This is a genomic window from Glutamicibacter sp. AOP12-B1-11 (genome assembly GCF_052379245.1).
Classification (GTDB): Bacteria; Actinomycetota; Actinomycetes; order Actinomycetales; family Micrococcaceae; genus Glutamicibacter.
The window spans coordinates 1-26,138 of record NZ_JBQSYL010000040.1; the positions used below are offsets into that span (position 1 = coordinate 1).

Genomic DNA, 26,138 nt, shown 5'->3' on the forward strand with positions numbered 1-26,138 from the left:
CCGGACGAAGATCCAGGTCTAGTTCCTTGGCCAAGGCCTTGGCCGTCTGCCGGGCTTCCTGGGTGTCGGCGGCCAGCAGCCGCGTTGCCGCCTGGGGAGCTTCGGCGGTATCAATTTCGGAGATCGAGAAGCCCTGCGCGGTTGCTTTGGCAGCGAACTGCGATGCCAGCTGATTCACTCGCGCGCCGTTGGTGATTCGCACGGCAGCCTCGCGCGAGCTGGCCGCTGGCGCCGCTTCTGCTTTCGAGCTCTCTTTATCGCCTAGATTTACCGGGGTGTCTGCGCTCAACCGCTCGAAGATCGTGGACGCCTCGGGAGCGGGGACAACGCGGTTGCGGTTCTGCGGAGCCGGCTGCCAAGGCATGGTCATGAAGGTGATTTCCCCGGTGGGCACCGCTTGGATGCGGGTGGCCAAGGAGGCCAGATTGGCCAGCGAGCTGAGTCCCGGATCAACGGTCATCGATGAGGTGACCGCATCCAGGAAGGAATACAGCCGGTCCGGCCGGGTGAGCGTTTCACGACTCGTGGCCCGTTGCACGACGGCCGACATCACCATCTGCTGATGGCCCAGGCGGGCGATATCGCTGCCGTCCCCGACCGCATGCCGGGTGCGGGCCAAGGCCAGTGCGTCTTCTCCCTTGACCGTTTGGTTGCCCGCCGGGAGATCCAGATTCGCCTTGGGGTCCTGCATCTGATCGGCTAGGCACACGTCGATGCCGTCGAGCGCGTCAACGATGGAAATGAAGCCCTCGAAATTGACCTCGATGAAGTGGTCGAGATCCACGCCGGTCAGGGATTCAACGGCGGCGACCGAGCAGGCGGGGCCGTAGTTCAGTGCCGAATTGATCATCCCGTGACCGCCTGCGTAATGTCCGTGGCCGGTATCCTCGCAGGCGGGAATCTCGAGCAATGTATCGCGCGGGATCTGTACCGCGTCGATGCGCTCATTGCCGGCAGCCAGGTGAACGAGCACCATGGAATCGCTGCGCGCCGATCCGTTGTCCTTGCCGAAATCCGTTGAGCTGAAGGTCCGGCTGTCCGACCCCAGCAGGAGGATGTTCATGCCCCGGCTGGAATCGGGTACCCGCTGCTCCGTGGCGCGCATCGCGGCGGTGGAGATATTTCCCTGAAGCCGGAACCAGGCGGCTCCGACTCCGACGACCAGTGCCAGGACCAGCGCCGCGGCGATGATGCGAAAATTGCGCTTGCGTCGCGGAGAATTTTTCCTGGTGGGCGTTGCGGGCCGCTGATGGGTCATAGCTCAGGTCTCCTGCGAAAGTCAGGCGGGAATATCTACACCAGCCGACCATGCAAGGCACGGACCGCGCCAATAGCCAAAGTGCGCGGACCCATGTATTTTCCCTATGGATCTGCCCGCCACCCCGGGCTTTCCGCGGGAGCGCAGATTCCGCGAGATCTGCGTCTCACAGGTGATCCAGGAACTCCTCCAGGGCGGGGTTCTTGAACGAGTCCTTGCGGAAGATCGCACCAATGGGCCGTCCGGCATCGGCGGCCAAGGGAACCTGCAGCCCGCCGAAGACTTCGGCGGTGCTGGCCAGCACCTGGGGAACCATGGTGATTCCGCCAACGGCGATGCTCAGCTGGACCAGAGCGTCGCGCTGCGTGGTGGTGATGATGCGTGGCGCGGTGGCGCCGAGATTTCGGTAGACCTCATCGGTGATCAGCCGGGTGGAAGTCCCCTGCGGCAAGGTGACCAGCGTGAGCCCGCCGAGCAGTTCGGAGTCCAACGCAGTGCGCACGGTATGCGCTAAATCGGTGGAAAGGACCGCCGTAAACCTTTGCTTGCGCACGAAGCGCGTCTGAAGGTCGGCGGGGATCCGCTCGTCCACGCCGAATGCGAGATCTGCGCGTCCCAGGCGTACCGAGTCGATCAGCTGTTCGTGATCCTCGACGCTGACTATTTCGATTTGGATCCCGGGGTGATTGCGGTGGAACGGGCCGAGATATTCCGGAAGGACTCCGGCAATGAGCGAGGGCAGGCCCGCGATGCGCAATGAGCCCGAATCCAGCGACCGGGTTGAGGAAGCCAGCGCGTCGATCGAGGAGATCTCGCGCAGGGCTCGCCGCCCGGCCGGGATGATGCTCCTCCCGGCTTCGGTGAGCAGCATGTTCCGCCCCGCGGCCCGGAAGACCGGCATGCCCAGGGTCTGCTCCAACGCTCGAATTCTGCGTGACAGCGAAGGCTGGGAAATTCCGAGGATATCCGCCGCGGCGGTGAAGGATCCATAGTCCACCACGGTGATAACGGCCGCAATCTGAGCTAGGGAAATATTGCTGGAGTTGAGGTGAGTGGCCATGAATCGGAGGTCCCTTTGAACTATGACTGCATCTGGCGTGATTGCAGGGAAACGCTAGCATGCTCCGGGGCTCCACCGAGCTCCAACACCTGCCTGCGGCATTATCTGGGGGAAGGCGCAGGAGCGTTGGCGGTGCCTGTGGTGGAGGCGCGGATGACCAGCTTCGGGGTGAAGACAAACTGCTCGCGGACCGCATTTTCGCCCGCTTCGGCTTCGCGCAACAGGACATCGACCGCGGTGCGCCCGATTTCTTCGGCCGGCTGGCGCACGGTGGTGATCGGGACGACCGCCGACTCGGCGAAAGCTATGTTGTCGTATCCGACCAGCGCAATGTCCTCTGGAACCTTCAGCTTCCCGGACATCACAAATGCCTGCAGGATGCCTAGAGCCAGTAGGTCGTTGGCGGCAAAAACACCGTCCGGGCGTTGCCCGGGCGCCATGGCCACGATGCGTTCTCCGGCGGCGCGGCCTTCGATGACGCTCAGCTGCTTGGTTGGCAGATATTCGAGGGATGCATCCGAAGCGCCGGCGATGACCGACTGCGCGCCTTCCAGGCGATGCCGGACCTGTTCGATGCTCTGCGGCCCGCCGACGAAGGCGATGCGCTTGCGTCCCAGCTCGACAAGGTGCTGGACGGCGATTCGGCCGCCCTCCACGTCGTTGACGGAGACCGAGGAGAAGCTGCGGTCGCCGCTTCCGCGGTCCACCAAGACCACCGGGGTGCCGGATTCGCGGATGCGCCAAAGCCGGCTCAGATCGCTGTGCATGGGGGAGATGAGCACCCCCGCGACGCGCTGCTGGTCAAATAGGTCAAGCAGCTGCTGTTCGGTGGTCAGCGAGCTATCGCTGGCGCCCATCAGCACCGTGTAGCCGTTTTCCAGGGCTCGGTGCTGGGCTCCCTGGGTGACGTCCATGAAGAACGGGTTTCGGGCATCGAGGATCACCAGCCCGAAGCTGCGGCTGTGCCCGGCCCGCAGCTGGCGGGCGGCGTCATTGCGCACAAATCCGAGCTTGTCGATGGCCTCGGTGACCTTGCGAACCGTCGCCGGTGCGACGACCTCTGGGCGGTTGAGTACGTTGGAGACCGTTCCGACCGAAACACCTGCCTCGCGAGCGACTTCCTTCACGCTTACCGACACGTAGTTTCCCGCCTTTGCCCCGATGGTCTTCTCCCGAGTATATCGTGCGGCGCCCGCTCGGCTTGCCACAGGGCGCGAGATTGAATGGATTCAATTAATTTTGGCAGATTTTTGGATTCTGCTTGAACTTGAGCCATGTTCTGGTCTAAAGTCGGTGAAGTTCGGTGATTGAAACGATTCATTTTGGGTCGATCATCACCGACTCAGCGTCACAAGCATTCAACGAAGAGGGCAACGCATGAACAGGGTTTGTTTTCAGCTGCAGGTCAAGCCGGACCGGCTGGCCGAATACACCGAACGCCACGCCGCCGTCTGGCCAGAGATGCTGCGGGCAATCAACGACGCGGGACGCCGCAATTACTCGCTCTTTCTTCGCGCCGATGGCTTGCTGATCGGCTACTACGAAACCGCCGACGACGCAGCCGCCCAAGCCGCACTGGATGCGGATCCACGCACCTCGGCCTGGGAAGCGCAAATGTCCGAGTTCTTCATCTCCCTCGACGGGCGCCCCGACCAGGGTGCGCCGCGCCTGAGCGAGGTATTCAACCTCGAAGACCAGCTGGCCCAGCTCTAAACGGCGACACCGGCAAACCAATTCCACCACCGAAGAATGGAGAGATCCATGGGCGCTAAGCTGACCCCCGAGATCCTGACCACCCTTGAACGATTGGCCATCGAAGTCCCTTCCTGGGCCTACGGCAACTCCGGCACCCGCTTTAAAGTGTTCGGCACCCCGGGCACCCCACGCGATGCCTATGAGAAGATCGCCGATGCCGCGCAGGTCAACCGCCTGACCGGACTGGCTCCGGCCGTGGCCCTGCACATTCCGTGGGATAAGGTGGCGGACTTCGGCTCGCTACGCGCCCACGCGAACGGGCTCGGGGTGGAACTGGGAACCATCAACTCCAACACCTTCCAGGACGACGAATACAAGTTCGGCGCGCTGACCCACGAAGATCCGAAAGTCCGCCGCAAGGCCATCGACCACCATATCGAGTGTGTAGACGTCATGGACGCCACCGGCTCCCAAGACCTGAAAATCTGGCTGGCCGAAGGCTCGAACTACCCGGGGCAGGCAGATATGCGCGGCCGCCAGGACCGGCTTTCGGATTCGCTGTCCGAAATCTACGCGCGGCTGACCGGCGAGCAGCGCCTGGTGCTTGAGTACAAGTTCTTCGAGCCCTCCTTCTATCACACCGATGTTCCGGACTGGGGCACCTCCTACGCCCAGGTCGCCGCGCTCGGCGAGCGGGCGTTGGTCTGCCTGGACACCGGACACCATGCCCCGGGCACCAATATCGAGTTCATCGTGATGCAGCTGCTGCGCCTGGGCAAGCTCGGCTCCTTCGACTTCAACTCGCGCTTCTACGCAGATGATGACCTGATCGTCGGCTCCGCCGACCCGTACCAGCTCTTCCGCATCATGGCCGAGGTGGCCCGCGGCGGCGGGCTGGATGTCGATACCCCGATCACCTTCATGCTCGATCAGTGCCACAACGTGGAAAACAAGATCCTGGGCCAGATCCGCAGCGTACTGAATGTGCAGGAAATGACCGCTCGGGCGTTGCTCATCGACCGGGTTGCGTTGACCGAGGCGCAGCTCGCCGGCGATGTGCTGGCCGCCAACGACATCTTCATGAACGCCTTCTACACCGATATTCGCAGCGAACTCGCCAGCTGGCGTGAATCGCGTGGCTTGCCGGGCGACCCGATGGAGGCCTTTCGCGTCTCGGATTACCAGAGCCGCATCGAAGCCGAACGCGCCGGCGGCGTGCAGGCGGGGTGGGGTGCCTGATGACTACGGCACTGACGAAAAAGCGCGGCATCAGCGGCTGGAAAGCCACCATTGCCGTGGCCATGAGCAATTACATCGAAGCCGGGGCAATTATTGCCTTGGCCACCAGCCTGACCCTTTGGCAGGGTGCCTTCGGATTTGATGACGGCATGGTCGGGGTCATCGCGGCGATCTCCGCCAACGCTTTCGGTGCCGCGGTGGGTGCGCTGATCGGCGGCCCATTGTGCGACCGGCTGGGCCGCAAATTCATCTACACCTACGACCTGATCGTCTTCATGGTCGGTGCGCTGATGATTACCTTCGCCGCCAGCACCGTGCTGCTGATTATCGGTGTGATCCTCATGGGCATCGCGGTGGGCGCCGGAGTTCCGGCTTCCTGGACGTACATTGCCGAGGAGGCTCCGCAGGAGTCGCGCGCAGCCCACGTGGGAACCGCGCAGCTGGCCTGGTCCTTCGGACCGGCGGTCGGCTTTGCCCTGGCCATCATGGTTGCACCACTAGGAGTGAATGGGTCCCGGCTGATCTTCTTCCACCTGTTCATCGTCGCCGCCATCACCTGGTGGGTGCGCCGCGGGCTTCCCGAATCCACCCGTTGGAAGCAGCAGCGCGCCGAAGAAATCGCCTCCGGAGCCAAGATCTCCTTCTTTTCCGGCGTCAAGGGGTTGCTGGCCGAACGCAAGAACTGGTCGGCGCTGTTCTTCCTGCTCGGGGTGTATGGATTGTGGAATACCGTGGCCGGCCAGGCCGGCATCTTCCAGCCACGCGTGTACGCGGCGGCCGGCGTCGAATCGGCCACGCAGCAGAACCTGCTGCAGGTTCTGGTCTGGGTGCTCACCGCGGCCGCCACCTACTTCGGCTTCATGAAGTACGGGGACCGCGTCTCGCGCCGCTGGCTGTACTTTGGCGGAGCCGCCCTGGGCGTTGCCGCCTGGGTTGTGCTGATCTTCGCCCCTCCGGGAGCCTTCTCGCTGCTGTTCTTCGCCTGCGCCTGGGGCATTTCCGCCGGTTTGGGAGCCCAAGCCTTCTACGGCCTATGGACCGCGGAACTCTTCGCCACCAAATACCGCGCCAGCGCCCAGGGCGTGCTGTTCATGCTCGCCCGCGTCCTGGTCGGCTTGCTATCCCTGGTTTTCCCGGTCCTGCTTTCCGGCATCGGGCTGGAAAAGCTCGGCCTGCTGATCATCGGCCTGCTGGTAGTTGCCCTGCTGATCGGCACCATCTGGGCGCCGGAAACCCGCGGCAAGTCCCTCGAAGAAATCGAAGCCCAGCGCTACGGCACCAAGATCAACGCCTAATACGACTCAAGGATTGAACACAGACATGTCGAGAGAAACCATGACCATCAGCACCGCAGAACAGCTCATTACCCGTTCAAACCGCCTCGGTGCGGACAAGAAGAACACCAACTATGCCGGAGGCAACACCTCGGCCAAGGGCTTCGCGTCCGACCCGGTCTCCGGAGAACAGGTTGAGCTGCTCTGGGTCAAGGGATCCGGCGGAGACCTGGGCACCCTGACCGAGAAGGGCCTGTCGACCCTGCGGCTGGACCGGATGCGCTCGTTGGCCAAGGTCTACCCGGGCGTGGACCGCGAAGATGAGATGGTGGCGGCTTTTGACTACTGCCTGCACGGCAAGGGCGGAGCCGCACCCTCTATCGATACCGCCATGCACGGCCTGGTGGATGCGCCCCATGTGGATCATCTGCACCCGGATTCCGGCATCGCCATCGCCACCGCTAAGGATGGCAAGGAGCTGACCGCGCAAATCTTCGGTGACAAGGTGCTCTGGGTTGATTGGCGCCGCCCGGGCTTCCAGCTGGGACTGGACATTGCCGCAATCAAGGATGAAAACCCGAACGCAGTCGGCTGCATTCTCGGCGGACATGGCATCACCGCATGGGGCGAGACGTCCGAGGAATGCGAAGCCAACTCGCTGTGGATCATCGACACCGCGGCGGACTATATCCGCGAACACGGCAAGGCCCAGCCATTCGGTGCCCAGCTGCCCGGATTCGAAGCACTGCCGGAAGCCGAACGCCGGGCTCGCGCCGCCGCCCTGGCCCCGACCCTGCGCGGTCTGGCCTCGACGGACAAGCCGATGATTGGCCACTTCACCGACGATGAGCGAGTCCTTGATTTCCTGGCGAGCGAAAAACTAGACGAACTTGCCGCACTGGGCACTTCCTGCCCGGACCACTTCCTGCGCACCAAGATCAAGCCAATGGTGCTGGATCTTCCGGCCACCGCTACCCTTCAGGAGCAGTTGGCCCGCCTGAGCGACCTGCACGTGGAATACCGTGCCGATTACCAGGCCTACTACGAGGCCCACAAGGATGAAAGCTCCCCAGCCATCCGCGGTGCAGATCCGCTGATCGTGCTGATCCCCGGCGTTGGCATGTTCTCCTTTGGCGCCAACAAGCAGACCGCTCGCGTGGCCGGCGAGTTCTACCTGAATGCCATCAATGTGATGCGTGGCGCCGAGGCCCTGTCAACCTACACCCCGATCTCCGACGCGGAGAAGTTCCGCATCGAGTACTGGGCGCTGGAAGAAGCCAAGTTGGCCCGCATGCCTCAGCCGAAGAGCCACGCCGGGCGCATCGCCCTGGTGACCGGCGCCGCGTCCGGCATCGGCAAGGCGATCGCCGCCCGGCTGGCCGCCGAGGGGGCCTGCGTAGTCATTGCCGATTTGGATTTGGCCAAGGCGCAGGCCGCGGCCGCGGAATTGGGCAACGCCGATGTGGCCGTCGGTGTCGCCGCGAATGTGGCCGATGGCGCCGCCGTCCAGGCGGCCATGGACGCCGCGGTGCTCGCCTTCGGCGGTATCGACCTGGTGGTGAACAACGCCGGATTGTCGCTGTCCAAGAAGCTGCTGGAAACCACCGAAGCGGACTGGGACCTGCAGCACGATGTGATGGCCAAGGGCTCTTTCCTGGTCTCCAAGGCGGCGGCCAAGGCGCTGATCGACCAGCGCATGGGCGGAGACATCATCTACATCTCCTCGAAGAACTCCGTCTTCGCCGGCCCGAACAACATCGCCTACTCGGCCACCAAGGCCGACCAGGCCCATCAGGTGCGCCTGCTGGCCGTGGAACTGGGCGAACACGGGGTCCGCGTGAACGGTATCAACCCCGATGGAGTGGTGCGCGGCTCGGGCATCTTCGCCTCGGGCTGGGGCGCCAACCGCGCCGCCACCTACGGAGTGAATGAGGAAGACCTCGGCCAGTTCTACGCGAACCGCACCATCCTCAAGCGCGAAGTGGTCCCGGAAAACGTGGCCGACGCCGTCTACGTGCTCACCGGTCCGGAACTGACCCGCACCACCGGCCTGCACATCCCGGTTGACTCGGGCGTTGCGGCGGCCTTCCTGCGATGAGTTCGTATTTGGGCACCGCGCCGGTTGCGGCGATCGACCTGGGCGCCACCAGCGGCCGAGTGATGCTCGGCCGTCTGGTGGACGGCAAGGTCGAACTCAGCCTGGTGCATCGCTTCGCCAACGGCGCGGTTGCGCTGTCCACGCTGGGAGACGGGGCGGACACCGGGGCGCTGGCCTGGGACATCGACCAGCTGTGGGAAGAAATTCGCCACGGGTTGGCGATGGCCTTCGCCCAGCATCCCGACATCGCTTCCATCGGCGTGGACTCGTGGGCGGTGGACTATGCGCTGCTGAAAAATGGGCAACGTCTGGGGCAGATACGCCACTACCGGGATCCGCGCAATGAGCTCGCCGTCCCGGCGCTGGAAGCCAGCTTTGACCGCAAGGAGTTGTTTGCCCGCAACGGCTTGCAGTTCCTGCCTTTTAATACGGTGTATCAGCTGGAAGCCGAACGGCAAGAATCCCGGCTGGCCCAAGCCGATACGCTGCTCTTGGTCCCGGACTACATCAACTATTTGTTGACGGGAATGGCGCGCAGCGAGTGGACCAATGTCTCCACCACCGGGCTGTTGAACCTGAACTCCGGGACGTGGGACGCGGAACTGAGCGAGCATTTGCAAGTCGCTAGCTTGCTAGCTCCCTTGATTCGCCCAGGTGAAGTGGTCGGAAACTTGCGTGGATCGCTGGCTCGCGAGTTCGGAGCCCACGCTGAGGTCAGGGTGCTCGCTGTCGCCTCGCACGACACGGCAAGCGCCGTGGCGGCCACCCCGTTGGCGAGCGCGCATTCGGCCTATATTTCGTGCGGCACCTGGGGATTGGTGGGGGTTGAGCTCCAGTCGCCGGTGCTTGAGCCACGTGCGCAGGAAGCGGGTTTCACCAACGAGCTGGGCCTCGACGGAACCGTCAGATTCCTGAAGAATGTGACCGGAACTTTTCTGCTCAGCGAGGCAATACGAGAATGGAATGAGCAGGCCGAAACCGACGGCAGCGACAGCGTGAAGCTGGAGCAGCTCTTGGCGCAGGCCGAACAGCTGGGGGTCCCTGGCACGCTCATCGACCCGCAGGCCGATAGCTTCCTGGCTCCGGGGGCAATGCCCGAACGGATCAGCGACGCGGTCATCGAAGCAGGTGGCAAGAAGCCGGAATCCCGAGCTGAGATCATTCGAATCGTGATCGAGTCCCTCGCCGAGAGCTTCGCCACCCAGGCGTTCAGGGCCGCAGCACTTGGCGGGTTTGTGCCTGACGCGATTCACCTTGTGGGTGGTGGTTCGCAAGGCAGTTTGCTCTGCCAGCGTACCGCCGATCGTGCGGGAATCCCGGTCATCGCCGGACCGGTCGAATGCACGGCCCTGGGCAATGTGCTGGTGCAATTGCGTGCCATGGAATCGCGCCCCTGGACCACGGGGGAAGTGCGTGAGCTGGTACGAAAATCTGTTGATTGGGTGAGCTACCAACCCAGGCTGGCAAAAAACTTGGTATGAGATCCGTGTGGGCATCTCGTATCAGCGCTGTTCATTGCCCATGAATAGTGCCAAGACCTAGTGAACGAAGATCTTCTTCATTTGCTAGGTCTTGTACTTTAATGCGCCGTGAGACAAAACTGGCGCAAACGAAGGCAGCCGCAAATTCGGCGGCTGCCTTCGGCGAGTGTGTTGACCGTGCCTAGTTGCCGCGCTGCACAAATACGACAGTATCTTCCAAGGTCGCCGGTTTGCCGTCGGGATCGGTGACCTCGCGTTCGACAATTTCGGCTCGCAGGATTGTCCACGCATTCGAGTCCAGGCTCAGCGATTCCAGCTCGGAATCCGGGGTGGGGAATCGATGCTGAGCCATTTGTTCGTTGGAGGCCCAGGAGGGGGCCGCGGCGTGCGAAACCGCCAGCAAATGCCCGCCCGGGGCTACGAGCGAGGCGGCCTTCTGCATGATTTCTGCCCGCGGAATTTCGAAGGGGGCTTGGAAAAAGCTCAGGGTCACCAGGTCAAATCGCTCTTCGCTGTCCCAGGTGGTGAGATCCTCCGCGATGAAGCTGGCGTCTTTCTCGCTGAGTCCCTGCTCCTTTGCCGCGGAGCGTGCCCGTTCAACCGCGGTCGCAGAAATATCGACACCGGTTGCTTGCCATCCCTTGTTCGCCAGCCAGATGGTGTCTGCACCCTCTCCGCAACCGAAGTCCAGAGACCTGCCCGAGGGAAGATCTGCCACGATCTCGGCAAGCATTTTGTTGACGTTCCCGGACCAGATCCGTTCGGACTGTCCGTAGTGGCTCTCCCAGAAGGCCACCGCGTCCGGTGCTGTGGTGTGGTGGTGTTCGTGCATTGAGTCCCCGCTTAGCGATCATTGAAAGTAATGCCTTCAGCCTAAGGTGATTCCGCGATGCTGGCATCCGAATTTGCCTCACGCGCAAAAAGTGGGATCGCAATCGATGAAATTCACTCGTGGAGAGCCAAAGTTCGAGATAATTCGCACCCCGGTGGATGCGGAGCGAATGAGTGCGAGCCGGGCTCAGCCCGTAGGCTTTAACAAAACGAATCCGCACAAGAACCAAGGACATTTCATGGCCAGCAAAAAGAAGCAGGGCAAGAAGAACTCGGGCGCAGGAAACCCCGCAAAAGCAGCACAGCGCGGCCGCAGCGTCTTCAAAGTCCAGGCAGAAATTTCGGTAGATGCGATGCGCGAGGACTACGCCGCGTGGGTCACCGAAACCGTGCCGGCCTTCGGCGCCGCGGAAGCCGCTCAGATCGCTGAGATCCAGCTGGGCGTGGTGCGCTCGGTCGGCGCCGAATATGCCGAACTGGCGCGCAGCTCCAATCTGCGAGATATCGACCCAGAGCTCTTCGGACAGGTATTCGCCGAATTCTTGGTGAACCTGCCTGAGGGCCTCGAAGCCGAGCCAATCTTCACCGCCTGGCTGGACTACTTCTCCTTCCTGACCTCCCGTGGAACCTGGGAAGGCGGGGAAGAGAACCTCACCGAACTACGTGAACTGCTCGACGACGCGCTGAAGGGTTTCGCCGAGGAAGACGCGGAGCTGTGCGCACTGCTGCGCGGCACTGAACTGTACGCCAAGGTCAAGGCCTTCTCCGAAGCTCTGGGAGACGGCGTGGACATCAGCGCGTTCAGCGAAGCCGACAATGAGGCACGGGTTCGCGTGATGAACGCGGTCGGTGTGGACGCGGCGACGGTGAAGGTCGACGAGCCAGCCCCGGATGTGTTCGCCCACGTCTGGAACGCGGCCATACTCTCAGTTGTTGACCCTTCCGGCGGCAAGATCGTTCGCGACGAAGAGGCCTTCGCGCACTTTGTCGAAGGCGAAGAATCCGAGAGCGCGCAGCTGCTCTTCGAGATGGGCGTCGGCTGCGTGCAAAGCCACCTGATCCCCAACGATGCCTTCACCGAACGCGACGAAGCATTCTTCCTGGTGCTGCGGAATCTGCTGGTCACCGCCGTCACCGGCCGTGAGGCTGACTTCGAAGGGCTACGCCGCAATTGCGGTCCGAAGAACTTCGACGCGGTTCTTCCCGAAGCTCGTGAGGCACTGGCCTCGCTAGCAGCGTTTGGACTGCTTCAGGTCAAGGGCGAAGAGTACGGTGTTGACGAGCGACTGCTACCGGTCATTTCTGCAGGCCTGAGCGAAGCGGAGAGCCTGATCGAAGAATCGGAATAGGCTTGCCGGCTACTCCGGGGAATCCTCCGCTCTGGCGAAAGCAATTTTGATGAGCTGACGCAGAATCTCCATGTCGATATCCTCCAGCTTTTTCACGTAAACACAGCCTGCTCCCTCGGTGTATTTTCCTAGCCGGGGGAGCAGTTGTGCGCCAGCTTCCTGATCTTTCAACCCGTAGATGGACAGTTGCGCCTTGCGGGGAGAGAAACCGGTCTTGAGCCAGATTCCGGTGTTCCTGGAGTTTGATGGTGAGACGTAGGTGTACTGCCCGTAGCCAACAATCGATGGCCCCCACAGAACCGGTTCAGCCCCTGTGACCTCGCGAAAGATGCTGTTGAGCAGTTGGCCGTCTTCGCGTCGTTTTATCGGGGTGGCCGACTGGATGAAGTCCTCCACGCTTGCGTTGGTAGGTCGGGTTTTCGCGGTGCTCACGTGGTCACCGGTTCGGGCGCTTGGAAAATTCGAGAGAGCTTGCGGTATTGCTTGCTGCTCATGGCCAGCAAGGCCACAACCACCATGATTAGTCCCGCGCCGAGGAAGATGAGCGCGATACCTCGTGCATCGCCCTGGCCAACGAGCCAACCGAAGCTTGCATCGCCCTCTTCGGTCTTCATGAACGGAATGATCAGGTACTGGGCCACCGGGGCGATCATAAATGCGGTGATGGGCGCTGCCGCGGCCTCCATCATCTGCGCAAACCCGAAGACCCGTCCCTGCCGCCGGAAGGGCACGACTTTCTGGATCACGGTCTGCTCGGAAGCTTCAACCGCCGGGATCAGGATCATGTACAACCAGATCCCCACGATGTAGAGCCAGGTCCATTCTCGGATGGTGAAGAGCGCACCGAGCATGCCCATCACCACCACGGCCAGCAATAGGGTTCGAATCGGGTTCTTGCCCAAGCCGAACTTGGCGATGAGCAGGCCGCCTATGATGAACCCCGTCGAAGCCAGGCCAAAGACGATGCCCCAGGCTTCTACGCTCATGATGGTCAGCCCATAGGGATCCATCAGCGCCATGTAGACCCCGCCGATGAAGTTATTGAACATGGAGAAAATGATCAGGGCGAACAGGCCCGGGATAGCCAGAACGGTGGTGAATCCGAGTTTGAGGTCGGTTCGCTTGGTATGCCCCGGTTCCACCTCGGGTGCTTCCTCGGGCAGCGATACCGTCAGCAAATGTACGAGCGTCACCACGACCAGAACCAACGCCAGGGTGAGCGTCCACCCCATGCCCAGCAGGCCAATGGACAGCCCGCTGAACACGCTGGTGACGATGAATGCGATGCCCTGCACCGTACCGACCAGCCCATTGGCGTTGGCGTGGCGTTCCACGGGAATCAGCAGGGTTACGGTGGTCGACAAGGCGATGCCACGCATCTGCTCAACCACGGCGCCGATGAGGATGACGCCGCAGAACAACCAGAATTGCCAACCGCCGATATTCAGGATGGCTTCGGTGGGCAACCACAGGTAGATCAACGCTGCCAAAGTGAACATGAGAGCGGTGAACACCGCAGAGAACACGAACACCGATTTCTTCTTGTGGTTATCCACGATGGTTCCGAACACCATGGAGAACAGCGCGATCAGCAGCATGAAGGTACCGCCGATGATTCCGGTGGCCATCACGTTTTCGGTTTCGAGGTAGACCCAGAACGTCAGCGCAAACCACAAGTAGCTCGTGGTGAGGTTTGCTACGGCGGTGTTGACGAGGATATGCATGAAGGATCGCTGCCCGTCGCGTGGAACCCCTGGGTTCGGCGCGATCGAGTCTAGTTCACGATCCGGAGGTACATCGGTCATCGGAGGGTCCCATGTTCATATGGTGCGCCAGTGTGTAGTAGTGAAAAGAATACTGACAACTACCGACAATGTCAGCGGGTCGGATAGGGAGCAACAGAACTTGTTGGCTCACTTGCCTTCGCGCAAATAATTATTCGGCAGGTCACATCCGGGAAATCAGGTTGTCATCGGATGTTGCAAGGCTATGAATATGGAAATCATCTTCAGGCAAGTCAGCGCCGCCGATCCGGCCGTGGATTTATCGATCGCTGAGCACTTGCGTGAGCTGAGCCCGACCGCGCCGCCGGAAAGCCGGCACGCGCTGAACAGCACACAGCTCGGGGAAAATGACATGAAGATATTTGCCGGCTACCTCGGAGGCCAGATCGTAGCCTTGGGGGCGTTGCGGAACCTGGACAAGTCGAGAGCCGAGTTGAAAAGCATGCGCACCGCAGCGGCGCACCGCGGCAGGGGATTAGGCCGCGCGATGCTGGAACGTCTGATCGGGCAGGCCCGTGCGACCGGCATCAGCGAGCTCTATTTGGAGACTGGAACACACGATCATTTCATTCCTGCCCGCAAGTTATATGCTTCGGCCGGGTTCACCGTTTGCGAAGCGTTCGGTTCCTATGCCGAGGACCCGCACAGCGTCTTCATGCATCATCGGCTCGACTGAATCGGGCGCTGCTGCGCCTTAGCCGCCGAGTTTCCCGCCCAAACGCTCACGCATTCTCAGGCTTGCCTCGTTGAGGCCCAGTACCTGAACCTGCTTGCCGTACTTCTCGTATTTATCCGTCACGGAATCCAGCGCTGCGATCGTGGAGGCGTCCCACAGATGGGAGGCGGACATATCGATGATGATCCGTTGCGGATCCCCGGCGTAGTCGAACTGGGTGTAGAGGTCGTTGGAGGAAGCGAAGAACAATTCGCCGTCGACGGTGTAGATGGCCGCTTGGCCGTCTTCCACCCCGGTGACGCTGCGTTTGACCGTCACGAAATGCGCCACCCGGTTGGCGAAGAGCACCACCGCGGTGAGAACGCCCAGGCCCACACCGATGGCCAGGTTGTTGGTGGCCACGGTGAAGACCACGGTGACAACCATGACCGCAGTTTCGCTCTTGGGCATCATCTTCAGCGTGCTCGGGCGGATGCTGTGCCAATTGAACGTCGTGAACGACACGAAAATCATGATCGCGACGAGCGCCGCCATCGGTATCTGCGCCACGATGTCGCCGAAGAGCACTGCAAGCAAGAGCATGAATACGCCGGCGAACATGGTGGATATGCGGGTACGCCCGCCGGAGGCCTTCACCCCGATCATGGTTTGGCCGATCATGGCGCAGCCACAGATTCCGCCAAAGAATCCGGTCACGATATTGGCGGTCCCCTGGCCCCATGATTCTCGGGTCTTGCTTGACGGGGTGTCGGTGATGTCATCTACGAGTTTGGCCGTCAGCAGCGATTCCAGCAGGCCAACGAATGCGACTGCCAACGCATAGGGCGCGATTACCTTCAAGGTCTCCATGGTGTAGGGAACCTGCGGGATGATGAAGAAAGGCAGCGAATCGGGCAGCTCTCCCTTGTCTCCCACCGTAGGCACGGTGACCTTGGCGAACACGGTGATCAGGGTCAGCACCACGATCGCGACCAGCGGGGCGGGAACCGCCTTGGTGATCTTAGGGAAGAAATAGACTATGCCGAGACCGAGCAGCACCAGCGGGTAGACGACCCACGGCACTGCCGTTAGCTCGGGCATCTGTGAGAGAAAAATCAGAATGGCCAAGGCGTTGACGAAGCCGAGCATCACCTGTCTGGGGATGAAGCGCATCAGCTTCGCCACACCTAGCAGGGCGAGGACGACCTGAAAGATTCCGGCCAGAATGACCGCGGCGAACAGATGGTCCACCCCATGGCTTCGCACCAGGGGAGCAACCACGAGGGCCACCGCGCCGGCGGCCGCGGAGATCATTGCAGGACGGCCACCGGTAAAAGCGATCACGATCGACATCGTGAACGAGGCGAAAATACCGATTCGGGGATCCACACCGGCAATGATCGAGAAGGCGATTACCTCCGGAATCAAAGCTAGGGAGACCACAAGCCCGGCGAGCAGCTCGGTCTTCAGAAGCCTCGGAGACTTCAGCGTGCGCCATACGGATTGGCGCTCTAGCGGGGACAGGTCGGTGGCCACGGTCGCCATAAGGGCTCCATTCAGTTAGACATCCCCGAATCGAAAATGCGGAGGGGACCTGACAAAATTATCTCATTTGCCGAAGCCTCAGCCAGCGCCGCGTGCATGATGCGTACTACATGTCCGAGGCGAGCAGCCCCAAACGCAATCTTCGATTAGGGCCCCGATGGATGCCCCGAACTACGCTGCCTCTGTGGACAACGTTTTATTTCTGTTGGCGATCGGTGTGGGATTTTCAACCCGGGAAGCTCGTGTGCACCGTGGTGTGGGCGTGAGGGACATGGTCGGAGCCCAATTGCCACCACCGTTTTCTTACGAAATGCCTCGCCGCTCGAGGGCGCCCGGCTTAACCAAGAATTCCCGCCGGCTAAGCCGGCGGGAATTCTAACGATCATCACTCGCACCTTCAATGAGGTAACTCCAGACTAAGAGTCGACTCTGTGCTTGAGCTGAGTAATTCCGCGAGATAACCCGACAATCAACTATCGGCCCGCTGACGAGGATTATCTTGCCGATTAACAAGAGCATCCCGCCGGTTGCCCGGCGGGATGCTCCCGATCATCACTCGCACCTTCAATGAGGTAATTCCACTCTAAGATACGACTCTATGCTGGAGCTTTGGTTTGGCTCGGTATTCAAGCAACGGGTAGCTTGCAGTCGAACTACCTGGCGCCGGGACCTAGGATCCATCTGGAGGCGAAAGAAAAAGAACTACCGAGTAAATGATCTGGGTGTTGGCTATTGGAGCTTCTCGGGCAAGCGCGGAATTTTGAGTCTAAGGTCTTGTCGGCCCGCTCGGCAATCGACACCGGAGCGACCGGAAAAGTTTGCCGATCATTTCGTCGACAGAGTCCTGGCCTTGGGTGGGAACCGCCGGGCTCGTGCCGCACAGTGGGTTGAACGGCCAAAATTGAAAAGCTCCCGTTGGATACAATCCAACGGGAGCCTTACGATCATCACTCGCACCTTCAATGAGGTACTTGTAACTCTAAGCGCGCTTTCTGTGCAGGCACTTTGGCTGCGCTTCGGGTTTCCCGGTTCTAGAGCGTGCCGGGTCCAACAGGTATCTCTTCCCCGACATATACCTTGCCACCGCTTTCAAGGAACTGCCGGCTTTTCTCAGCCATCCCGGCCAATGCAGCCTGTGCCTCGGCGGATCCATATTCATCCCGAATGTCTTGGGAGATCCGCATGGAGCAGAATTTCGGGCCACACATTGAGCAGAAGTGCGCGGTCTTCGCTGGTTCCGCCGGCAACGTCTCGTCGTGGAACTCCTGCGCCGTAACGGGGTCCAGTGAAAGGGAGAACTGGTCATTCCAGCGGAATTCGAAGCGCGCCTTGCTCAGCGCATCATCCCGCGCCGTGGCGCCCGGGTGGCCCTTGGCGAGATCCGCCGCGTGCGCCGCAATCTTATAGGTGATCACCCCGGTCTTCACATCATCCCGGTTGGGCAGGCCCAGGTGCTCTTTGGGCGTGACGTAGCAGAGCATCGCGGTGCCATAGCGGGCGATTTCGGTCGCGCCGATTGCGCTGGTGATGTGGTCATATCCCGGAGCGATATCGGTGACCAGCGGGCCGAGCGTGTAAAACGGCGCCCCGTCGCAAAGCTCCTGCTGGCGTTCCACATTCTCGCGCACCAGATGGAAAGGGATATGCCCGGGGCCTTCGACCATCACCTGAACATCATATTTCCAGGCACGCTTGGTCAACTCCGCCAAGGTATCCAGCTCGGCGAACTGGGCCGCATCATTCGCGTCCGCAATGGAGCCTGGACGCAGCCCGTCGCCCAGGGAGAATGCGACATCGTAACGAGAGAAAATCTCGCAGAGTTCGTCAAAGTGGGTGTAAAGGAAATTCTCCTGATGATGCGCAAGGCACCAACCGGCCATAATCGACCCGCCGCGGGAGACCATTCCGGTGACCCGGTTGGCGGTCAGCGGGATGTAGCGCAGCAGCACACCTGCATGAATGGTCATGTAGTCCACGCCCTGCTCGCACTGTTCGATGACCGTGTCGCGGAAGATCTCCCAGGTCAGTTCGTTCGCTTCGCCGTTGACCTTTTCTAGTGCTTGGTAGATCGGGACGGTGCCGATGGGAACCGGCGAGTTGCGGATGATCCATTCACGGGTGGTGTGGATATCGTCGCCGGTGGAAAGGTCCATCACCGTGTCGGCACCCCATTTGGTAGCCCACTGGAGTTTGGAGACTTCCTCGGCGATCGAGCTGGTCACCGCCGAGTTGCCGATGTTCGCGTTGATTTTTACCAAGAAGGCCTTGCCGATGATCATCGGTTCGGATTCCGGATGGTTGATGTTCACCGGAAGGATTGCCCGGCCGGCCGCTAGCTCGCTGCGCACCAGCTCGACATCGCATTCTTCGCGCAGGGCCACATAGCGCATTTCCGGGGTGATGACCCCTTGCCGTGCGTAGTGCATCTGGGTGACCCGAGTCCCGGGTGCCGAACGCAACGGTGGTGCCGAGCGCCCGGCCCATTCGGCGCTCGCCGTGCCGCGGCGGACCGCGGATCTGCCATCATCGTGCAAGTTGCGCTCACGCCCGGCATAGGTCTCGACATCTCCACGCTCACGAATCCACGACTCTCGAAATGGTTTCAGCCCCGTGGTCGGGTCGCTCCCCGGGCCGCTGGTGCGGTACACCTGCAGCGGTTCGTTCGGCTCGCCGTTGGGGGCATCTGCCAGCTGGATCTGCGTGACAGGAACCGAAATTCCCTCAGACTCACGGTAGGCAAGGGTGTGGGCAGAGTGCTGTTCAAATTGTTCCACTGTGGGAAACTCACTTCCTTCGCCGGCATTACCCGGACAGGTTCAACGGTCGCGGACGGCGTTAGCCCGATCTCAGCCCCTGCGAGGGCACCCGTGTGGTCTCAAACAAGGTATCACGACTGACAACGTGGACTTGCAAGGAAGACGAGAAACTTTAAAGTGAAAGGCTCCCATTGGGCAATATCCAACGGGAGCCTTACGATCATCACTCGCACCTTCAAGGAGGTGTCTACGACATTACCCGGGGTTTCTATGTCAAAGCTGAGCATAAACTCGGCAATTCCGAAGAGCCGGGGTGACTACTTGTTCAGGCTGAGTTCCTGCGACGCGTCGACTTCGATCGCGGTCTTCTTCGCGGCGCTGGGAATGCAGGCCGCCAAGATTGCCGCGACCACGGAAATGCCAGCTCCAAGTATCAGCGCCACGCGGAATCCGGATTCTGACGGTAGTGAAGCTCCGCCGAAATCGGTGGTCATCTGGGCCAGCACCAGGCCGATGACCGCGGCGCCGGTGGTCGTGCCCAGCGAACGCATCAGCGTGTTAAAGCCATTGGCCGCAGCCGTTTCGCTGCGGGGGACTGCGCCCATGATGATCGCCGGCATGGCGCCGTAGGCCAGAGCCACACCACCGTTGATGACGAGGCTGGTGAGCATCAGGCTCCACGCGCTACCCATGCCGAGCAGGGTCAGGCAGTAGCCGACGGCGATGACCGAAACGCCAAGTACCAGCGTGAACTTCGGGCCTCGTGCGTCGGAAAGCCGCCCGCCGACAGGGGAGAGCACCAGCATCATCAGGCCGCCTGGAGCCATCCAGAGGCCGGCTGCGAGAATCGACTGGCCCAAGCCATAGCCGGTCTGCGACGGCAGCTGCAGGATCTGTGGCATGACCAGCATGCTGGCGTACATTCCGAAGCCGACGAAAATCGAGGCGATATTTGTCAGCAGCACGCGCGGAATAACAGCGGTGCGCAGGTCAACCAGCGGATCCTTGGTCCGTGTTTCCCAAATGCCCCAGATCAACAGCGTGAGGGCGGCCATTCCGAACAGGCCCAGCGTCAGCGGTGCCGCCCAGCCCCAAGAGGAGCCCTTGGAGACGGCAAGCATGAGCGAGATCAGGCCAATGCCCAGCCCAATGGCGCCCAGCCAGTCGAAGCGCTGTCCGGCGGCGCCGGCCGGCAGGGCAGGAATGAGTTTCCAGATGGCGACAACTACCAGCAGCGTGACTACCGCGCTGCCGTAGAACAGGGCGCGCCAGTTGGCGAAATCAATGACGGCGGCGGAAATCGGCATGCCGATGGCGCCACCGACGCCCAGCGTGGCGCTGACCGTGGCAATGGCCGAAGACAGGCGTTCCTTCGGGACAAGGTCACGCAGCATGGCGATGCCCAGTGGCACCATGCCCGAGCCTAGGCCTTGCAGTGCGCGGCCGACGATCATGACCTCCACCGTGGGGGCCATGGCGCACACGATGGAACCGAGGATCAGTGGCAGCGCCAGGATGAGCAGCATGCGCCGTTTGCCAAAGAGGTCGCCCAAGCGCCCGGAAATTGGTACTGCCACCGCGGCTGCAAGTAGCGTGGCGGTGATGATCCACGCGGTGTTTGAGGCTGAGGTATCAAAAATGCCGGGCAGCTGTGGGATCAGCGGCGTGACCATGGTCTGGGTGATCGACGAAGCGATGCCCGCGGAGGCGAGAACGGCGACTGCTAGACCTGAGCCGGGAATCCCGGCAGAGGTGGGTTTGGACACGAGAGCCTCTCAGAGTGAATGTGTAAGATACATAAAATGTTCATAATACATGTTCGGGTATGATCGAATGAGTAGAAGTGGAGAATTAGGTACATGAAACGCCGCACAGCAGATATCGAGTATGAGCAAACGCTGCTCAGCCGCTACACCATCGCGCAGCGCCGAAGCGGTGATGGCTTGGATCGCAGCGTCTATCTGCTGATGAGCCGCATCGAAGTCCAGGGGCCGATGTCGATCGGTGAAATGAGCACGGTTTTTCTCCTCGACGCCTCGACCCTGCAACGTCAAACCACCACCGCTGTGCGGGACGGCTATCTCGAACGAATCCTCGATCCGGCGGGCAGTGTTGCGCGAAAGTTTGCCTTGACCGAACTGGGGCAGCAGCGGCTCACGGAGGTTCGCGAGCATTCGGTCAGCGCAATCGACCGCATTACCTCGGATTGGCCGGCCGAAGAAGTCAACAAATTCGCAGAACTTCTGCATAAGTTCAACGCGTCAATCGAGGACTACCGCGAACAGCAGGGCGGTAAATAGTCGGCTACGCGTCAAGGGTGCGTAATGCATATAAATCAGCTCGCTGGTGCTCAAAAGTATGTATGCCTGCCTATATTCCCGGGATTCAAGAGCACCTAATGTTGAGTCCATGACACAGCGCACGCCAGCCGCGGCCCAACCACTAAATGTGGCAATCGTTCCGGACTCCTTCAAAGGCAGCGCCCGGGCCAGCGAAGTCGCGGACGCGATCGCCGCAGGGGTGAATGCGGCTGCTACCTCTGTGGCCCGTACGGTATCGATCACCGCCGTTCCCTTTGCCGATGGCGGCGAGGGAACCCTCGATGCGTTGATCGACGCTTGGGGAACCGAAGCGAAGGTCGTTGAAACAACCGATGCGCTGGGCAGGACCGTCAACTCGCGTTTCGGGTTGTCTGCAGATGGAACGACCGCCGTGATCGAGGCAGCGGAAGCCGCGGGATTGCCCCAGGTCAGTGACGTACCGCGGCAACCACTTCAAGCCACCACTTTTGGGCTGGGCCCACTTGTCATTCAAGCCTTGGAGCTTGGAGTGCAGCGAATCATTCTTTGTCTTGGTGGCTCGGCCACCACCGATGGCGGAGCTGGATTGCTCGCAGCTCTGGGTGCGAAGTTCCTCGATGCTCAGGGCAAAGAATTGGCTGCGGGCGGTGGTGCGCTGAACGACCTGGCGAGCATCGATATCTCCGGTCTGGATTCGCGAGCTTCTCGAGTCAAATGGCAGATCGCCTGCGATGTCACCAATCCGTTGCTGGGAGAAAACGGGGCCGCCGCGGTTTTCGGACCGCAAAAGGGCGCCTCGCCCCAGGAAGTGGAAGCACTGAATGCGGGACTGGCTCGGCTCGCTGACACCTTGGAAACCGCGTCCGGTCGAAAGCTGCGCGAGCAGCCCGGCATGGGAGCCGCCGGCGGCTTGGCGCTCTGCCTTGGATCTTACTGCGAGGTTGAGCTCGTGCCCGGGTGGGAACTGGTAGCGCAGGCTTTGAACGCGCACCAGATTCTTGCCGACGCGCAGCTGGTCTTTACCGGTGAGGGGCGCCTGGATTCGCAATCCCTGCAGGGCAAGGTGGTCAGCGGGGTGCTGCAGGCTGCGCGCAGAGATGCAGACATTATCGTGATCGCCGGATCCGTAGACCTTGCCGAGGAGCTGCTCGCCGAGTCGGGAATTCTCGCAGCCTATTCGATAGCACAGGGCCCGGCCGATCTCGATGAGCTTTCATCGCAGGCTTTGGAGCTCATCCGGCGCACCGCATATCAGGTGGCGCGCACTTACCTGCATTAAAGTAGGCGCCTATTCGGGCGCTTGCCGGATCGGCGCTGAGCAATCCGGCATTCATGATCACGCGCACCGGCTCCTCGTAATATTCGCCACTGTCCGCATGGCTCCCCGCGTAGTTCGGCAGAAGACCCGAATGATTACACACCTGAGTTGAATCCTTCACACCAAGATTTTCACAACAAATTGGGCGAGTGGCCGTGGTGTGCCGCTGCAGACGGACCCGACACAAACGCCTCGGTCCGGATCCAGCTTCATGGGCGTTGCGCAGGACCAGATGCCCGTGACGTGAAACGCGATATTGAACAGGAGCATGCAGAGATTCTTGCTTCGGTCCTGGATCGCGATGCGCGATGGGCCGGTGAACTGTTGTGTAACGGCGCGGCGAGGCTCCCCTGTTCTCCGCACGAACCGTCCGCTTCCTGAACGCGTAGTTCAGGACGTAGTTGGTTGCGTAGGAGGGGAAGTCTAGGGCGAACAATCTGGGTCGGCCCGGAAGTCGTGGTGTGTATGGAGCTAGGAACCGTGAAATTCAGCTGTTTTTGAGGCCAATTTTTCGAGTCTGAGATGCCGAGGTGGGGAGTGGCGTAGCTTCAGAAGCGAGTCGCTCAGGGTGGGCGCGCGCGGATGAATAATCTTTTGGATTGCTCCGAGCAGGCGACCGGGCGGACAGCCGGGAATATCTAGCCTGCATCGTAGCTTGGCACCAGTATGGCAATCAATGACAAATCGGTACAGAGTGAACAACGCACAGCGCTCGTGGTTGGAGCGACGGGCATCGCAGGATCTGCACTTGTGGAGACCCTCGCCACCGCAGGATGGCCAGTTATTGCCTTGTCCCGCAGGCCGGGGGCTGATCGCGACGGAGTGCGCTGGCTTTCCGCGGACCTGACTTCGGCTGAATCAGTGGCGGCCGTTCTCGCTCCTGAACATCCGACGCACATCTTCTTCACCGCTTGGTCGCGGCAGGACTCTGAGGAAGAGAACATCACTGTCAACGCAGGCATGTTGCGAGTTCTCTTGGCCGCGCTGCGGGACAAGCCGGTTGCCCATGTGGCTCTGATGACGGGGCTAAAGCACTACCTTGGCCCTTTCGAAGCCTACGCCGCCGGCGAGATGCCGGATACTCCGTTCCATGAAGAAGAACCGCGGCTGCCCGTTCGGAACTTCTACTACGCGCAAGAAGACGAGTTGTTCGCCGCGGCCGCCGAGCAGGGATTCACCTGGTCCGTGCACCGCGCGCACACCGTCATTGGGCATGCTGTGGGAAACGCAATGAATATGGGGCTCACGCTCGCCACGCAAGCAACGCTGTGCAAGGAAACGGGAGAACCGTTCGTCTTCCCGGGCTCAGAAATGCAATGGAACGGGCTGACTGACATGACAGACGCCGGTCTGCTTGCAGAGCATATGCTCTGGGCTTCGACGACCCCTGGCGCCGCCAATGAGGCCTTTAATATCGTCAATGGCGATGTCTTTCGGTGGCGCTGGATGTGGCCGAAGCTCGCCGCGCACTTTGGAGTTGAATGGGAAGGCTACCAACAGGCGCCTCGGCCTCTCGAGCAGGCCATGAGCGGCCGGGAAAGGCAGTGGAGCGAGTTGGCGCTGAAGCACGGGTTGGCGGAACAAAAGCTGGGTCGCATGGCTTCGTGGTGGCACACCGACGGTGACCTAGGGCGAAACATAGAAGTGGTGGCAGACATGGGGAAGAGCAGGGTGGCTGGCTTTACCGGGTATCGTCGAACATTTGATGCTTTCGTGGCGCTGTTCGACCGCTATCGCGTGGATCAACTCATCCCCTAAGTGGTGCCTATCTCTGGGCCAGAGAGACGAGCGTCGCCGCAACGGCTTAGCCGTCCACGTCGAGAATAAACAGGCGCAGCAGCTGGGAATGCGCTGTTATCGAAGCATTTAACCGGCCTGGGCGGGGGATCAAAGGCTGGTGAAAGCGGAATCTCCGTAGGTGGGAATTTTCGCGGGATTGCGGGCCGGCGTCGGGGCGTAGTTCTCCAGCGGAGAAATATGGCGGTTGAGCTGAGGGCGGGGTCATTCCCAGTTTTGTGCACAGAACTGGGAATGACGTACGTAAAACTCGGCACGATGCGCTGTTGACGTACGAAGAGGTTCTCGTAGCGATGGTCAATGACGAGCGAGATGCACAGCATCAGAACGAGTTTATGGAGTCGAGCGATGATCATTTCACCGAAGGCCACCCGTTCATGACGAAACTGTAGCCGGAGCAGGTTTGGGTACTTAACTTCACTGGAATTCCAGGTTCCATCGGCTGAGCAAGAACATGAAAGTTATTGTTAACCCAATGGATCAACTGGCTTAACTAGAACGTTCGCAAGAGTCACTTCCATGAATCGATCAGGGAGAAGCTGAGTCTTTTGGGCTCCTACTTAAGTATTATTGACACGGTGAAATTTATTTGATTTATGATGTTTACCTGAGGTTAGTTAGATATTCAAAGAATAAAACTCGTAATAATTGAGAATATTCACCGCAGGAAACTCGTCCACTGTTAGTTTTATTTACATCAGCACCCGTTGATAACGTGGACTTTTATTCACATCGCACTTTCTGGAGGAATCATGGATCTGGTCAATACTCTTTTGGAGATCATTCTCGGCCTTCTCGGTGGGCTCGGCGGCTAAAGCCCCGCAATGTAGTACTTTTTGATAATGTCCCGCCGAAGGCAAAGCCTTCGGCGGGACATTATTTTTTATTTATGCATTGAAGAGACGGGTTAGTGGCTCGGGCTGAGGAGTCTTGGCCTCGACTCGACGCAATTCTTTATGCGGCGCCATCGGCACAATAGCGCGTTCCTGACGGGAATGTTCGGGCCAGATTCCTAGCCCAGATTTTTCATGGAGACTCTCAAGCCCACCGGATCGGTATCACGCCGGACTTCCGGTGGGTTTCCTGAATTCTGGTACGCCAAAGACCGTCCTTTCGCTGACGTCAGCGCCGGCCACCACGCACCGGAACCATGCCTTCCCTTGACTCGAAGCACCAAAACCACCGTTTGAAAGCTCAGGTTCGCAGCGGCCTGCCTGACCATCGCTGACGCAACCCGGTGATCTGTTCCTGGAGTGACAAGACCAATCCACACTCCGGTGCCTTCTGGTTGATCAGCAACCTGGGTTGGCGGCCACTCTTGGTCAGCTTCCCAGCCATGGACCACACACGGTACCGCCACCTTTTCACATCCCAGCTGACTGCTTCATGCCCAACTGGCAGGAGGACCAGCTGCAACCACGCAGTCAGGTTATAGGCAAACATTGCCAGGTTCGCCCACGCTTGATTCGCTGCAAACGACGTGAAAGGCAATTTCCCAAGTCCCGCGGCCTTCAAAGACTTGATCCTGTTCTCGCACCTTGCGCGCGCCCGGTGACGGGCATCCAAAAACGCGGGGTCGTAGCGTGGAGAGTTCGTCAGAAACGCGGTGACTCTATTCCCGTCCGTATCAAACAGGCTGGCTTTCGCCCCGGGATGCAACGGTTCAGCCCGAAGATAAATGCGGGAACCTGGCGGGTA

At 60.6% G+C, this 26,138-nt stretch carries 21 protein-coding genes and 1 riboswitch; of the genes, 11 read left to right on the forward strand and 10 right to left on the reverse strand.

Translation table 11 applies throughout. The features are described 5' to 3' along the window. From ACT3UQ_RS17950 to ACT3UQ_RS17960, 3 genes are all read right to left on the reverse strand, one after another. On the reverse strand, nt 1–1,258 hold a 1,258-nt coding region (locus ACT3UQ_RS17950; protein WP_444637653.1), incomplete at its 3' end, for an LCP family protein. Nucleotides 1,259–1,424: 166 nt separating this feature from the next. Beyond that, nucleotides 1,425–2,318 (reverse strand): LysR family transcriptional regulator, encoded by an 894-nt coding sequence (locus tag ACT3UQ_RS17955; RefSeq protein ID WP_105553953.1) that lies wholly within the window; start codon nt 2,316–2,318, stop codon nt 1,425–1,427. Between the two features lie 101 nt (nt 2,319–2,419). Then, nucleotides 2,420–3,457, reverse strand: coding sequence for a LacI family DNA-binding transcriptional regulator (locus tag ACT3UQ_RS17960; RefSeq protein ID WP_105569654.1), 1,038 nt, complete (start codon nt 3,455–3,457; stop codon nt 2,420–2,422). Nucleotides 3,458–3,695: 238 nt separating this feature from the next. On the opposite strand from ACT3UQ_RS17960, the gene ACT3UQ_RS17965 reads away from it, so the two are divergent. Genes ACT3UQ_RS17965 through ACT3UQ_RS17985 form a run of 5 tightly spaced genes read left to right on the forward strand, consistent with a single transcriptional unit; the run spans nt 3,696 to nt 10,105 of the window. Beyond that, the gene (locus ACT3UQ_RS17965; protein WP_105569369.1) at nt 3,696–4,031 is read left to right on the forward strand and encodes an L-rhamnose mutarotase; all 336 of its coding nucleotides are present in this window, start codon (nt 3,696–3,698) and stop codon (nt 4,029–4,031) included. Nucleotides 4,032–4,079: 48 nt separating this feature from the next. Next, nucleotides 4,080–5,252 carry an L-rhamnose isomerase gene (gene rhaI, locus ACT3UQ_RS17970; RefSeq protein WP_105569370.1) on the forward strand — a complete coding sequence of 391 codons (1,173 nt, stop codon included), beginning with the start codon at nt 4,080–4,082 and terminating at the stop codon, nt 5,250–5,252. Continuing rightward, complete coding sequence (locus tag ACT3UQ_RS17975) at nt 5,252–6,547, forward strand: MFS transporter (RefSeq protein WP_181148329.1); 1,296 nt, start codon at nt 5,252–5,254, stop codon at nt 6,545–6,547. Before rhaI ends, ACT3UQ_RS17975 begins: the two co-directional genes overlap by 1 nt. A 40-nt stretch (nt 6,548–6,587) precedes the next feature. Beyond that, complete coding sequence (locus tag ACT3UQ_RS17980; RefSeq protein ID WP_105569656.1) at nt 6,588–8,624, forward strand: bifunctional aldolase/short-chain dehydrogenase; 2,037 nt, start codon at nt 6,588–6,590, stop codon at nt 8,622–8,624. After that, nucleotides 8,621–10,105, forward strand: coding sequence for a rhamnulokinase (locus tag ACT3UQ_RS17985; RefSeq protein ID WP_105569371.1), 1,485 nt, complete (start codon nt 8,621–8,623; stop codon nt 10,103–10,105). The genes ACT3UQ_RS17980 and ACT3UQ_RS17985 overlap by 4 nt, the downstream gene beginning before the upstream one ends. A gap of 181 nt (nt 10,106–10,286) precedes the next feature. On the opposite strand, the gene ACT3UQ_RS17990 is transcribed toward ACT3UQ_RS17985, so the two are convergent. Then, the gene (locus ACT3UQ_RS17990) at nt 10,287–10,937 is read right to left on the reverse strand and encodes a class I SAM-dependent methyltransferase (RefSeq protein ID WP_105553948.1); all 651 of its coding nucleotides are present in this window, start codon (nt 10,935–10,937) and stop codon (nt 10,287–10,289) included. 238 nt (nt 10,938–11,175) lie between these two features. On the opposite strand from ACT3UQ_RS17990, the gene ACT3UQ_RS17995 reads away from it, so the two are divergent. Beyond that, the gene (locus ACT3UQ_RS17995; RefSeq protein WP_096282686.1) at nt 11,176–12,285 is read left to right on the forward strand and encodes a hypothetical protein; all 1,110 of its coding nucleotides are present in this window, start codon (nt 11,176–11,178) and stop codon (nt 12,283–12,285) included. A 9-nt stretch (nt 12,286–12,294) separates the two neighbouring features. Here the strand turns inward: ACT3UQ_RS17995 and ACT3UQ_RS18000 are convergent, their stop codons facing one another. Together ACT3UQ_RS18000 and ACT3UQ_RS18005 are read right to left on the reverse strand one after the other, a co-directional pair. Continuing rightward, complete coding sequence (locus ACT3UQ_RS18000) at nt 12,295–12,717, reverse strand: DUF1801 domain-containing protein (RefSeq protein ID WP_105553947.1); 423 nt, start codon at nt 12,715–12,717, stop codon at nt 12,295–12,297. Then, nucleotides 12,714–14,090, reverse strand: a complete 1,377-nt coding sequence (locus ACT3UQ_RS18005; protein ID WP_105553946.1) for an MFS transporter — start codon at nt 14,088–14,090, stop codon at nt 12,714–12,716. The genes ACT3UQ_RS18000 and ACT3UQ_RS18005 overlap by 4 nt, the downstream gene beginning before the upstream one ends. 190 nt (nt 14,091–14,280) lie before the next feature. Between ACT3UQ_RS18005 and ACT3UQ_RS18010 the strand changes: the two genes are divergently transcribed. Further along, nucleotides 14,281–14,745 (forward strand): GNAT family N-acetyltransferase, encoded by a 465-nt coding sequence (locus ACT3UQ_RS18010; protein WP_105553945.1) that lies wholly within the window; start codon nt 14,281–14,283, stop codon nt 14,743–14,745. Between the two features lie 18 nt (nt 14,746–14,763). On the opposite strand, the gene ACT3UQ_RS18015 is transcribed toward ACT3UQ_RS18010, so the two are convergent. The 3 genes from ACT3UQ_RS18015 to ACT3UQ_RS18025 all read right to left on the reverse strand — a co-directional run bounded on the left by ACT3UQ_RS18015 (nt 14,764) and on the right by ACT3UQ_RS18025 (nt 20,791). Further along, nucleotides 14,764–16,269 (reverse strand): SulP family inorganic anion transporter, encoded by a 1,506-nt coding sequence (locus ACT3UQ_RS18015; RefSeq protein WP_105553944.1) that lies wholly within the window; start codon nt 16,267–16,269, stop codon nt 14,764–14,766. Between the two features lie 1,031 nt (nt 16,270–17,300). Then, nucleotides 17,301–19,043 carry a phosphomethylpyrimidine synthase ThiC gene (gene thiC / locus ACT3UQ_RS18020; protein ID WP_105553943.1) on the reverse strand — a complete coding sequence of 581 codons (1,743 nt, stop codon included), beginning with the start codon at nt 19,041–19,043 and terminating at the stop codon, nt 17,301–17,303. Beyond that, a riboswitch (TPP riboswitch) is annotated at nt 19,041–19,148 on the reverse strand. Its footprint overlaps the gene before it by 3 nt. A gap of 194 nt (nt 19,149–19,342) precedes the next feature. After that, the gene (locus ACT3UQ_RS18025; protein WP_105553942.1) at nt 19,343–20,791 is read right to left on the reverse strand and encodes an MFS transporter; all 1,449 of its coding nucleotides are present in this window, start codon (nt 20,789–20,791) and stop codon (nt 19,343–19,345) included. A 93-nt stretch (nt 20,792–20,884) separates the two neighbouring features. Here ACT3UQ_RS18025 and ACT3UQ_RS18030 point away from each other — a divergent pair, with 93 nt between their 5' ends. The 4 genes from ACT3UQ_RS18030 to ACT3UQ_RS18045 all read left to right on the forward strand — a co-directional run bounded on the left by ACT3UQ_RS18030 (nt 20,885) and on the right by ACT3UQ_RS18045 (nt 24,832). Next, complete coding sequence (locus tag ACT3UQ_RS18030; RefSeq protein WP_096257478.1) at nt 20,885–21,325, forward strand: MarR family winged helix-turn-helix transcriptional regulator; 441 nt, start codon at nt 20,885–20,887, stop codon at nt 21,323–21,325. Between the two features lie 109 nt (nt 21,326–21,434). After that, the gene (locus ACT3UQ_RS18035) at nt 21,435–22,604 is read left to right on the forward strand and encodes a glycerate kinase (protein ID WP_105553941.1); all 1,170 of its coding nucleotides are present in this window, start codon (nt 21,435–21,437) and stop codon (nt 22,602–22,604) included. Nucleotides 22,605–23,309: 705 nt separating this feature from the next. Then, nucleotides 23,310–24,401 carry an SDR family oxidoreductase gene (locus tag ACT3UQ_RS18040; protein WP_444637654.1) on the forward strand — a complete coding sequence of 364 codons (1,092 nt, stop codon included), beginning with the start codon at nt 23,310–23,312 and terminating at the stop codon, nt 24,399–24,401. Between the two features lie 305 nt (nt 24,402–24,706). Further along, entirely contained in the window at nt 24,707–24,832 is a 126-nt protein-coding gene (locus tag ACT3UQ_RS18045; RefSeq protein ID WP_255248283.1) for a hypothetical protein, read from the forward strand. A gap of 802 nt (nt 24,833–25,634) precedes the next feature. On the opposite strand, the gene ACT3UQ_RS18050 is transcribed toward ACT3UQ_RS18045, so the two are convergent. Continuing rightward, the coding region (locus ACT3UQ_RS18050; protein WP_444637655.1) for a transposase at nt 25,635–26,138 on the reverse strand (504 nt) is incomplete at its 5' end.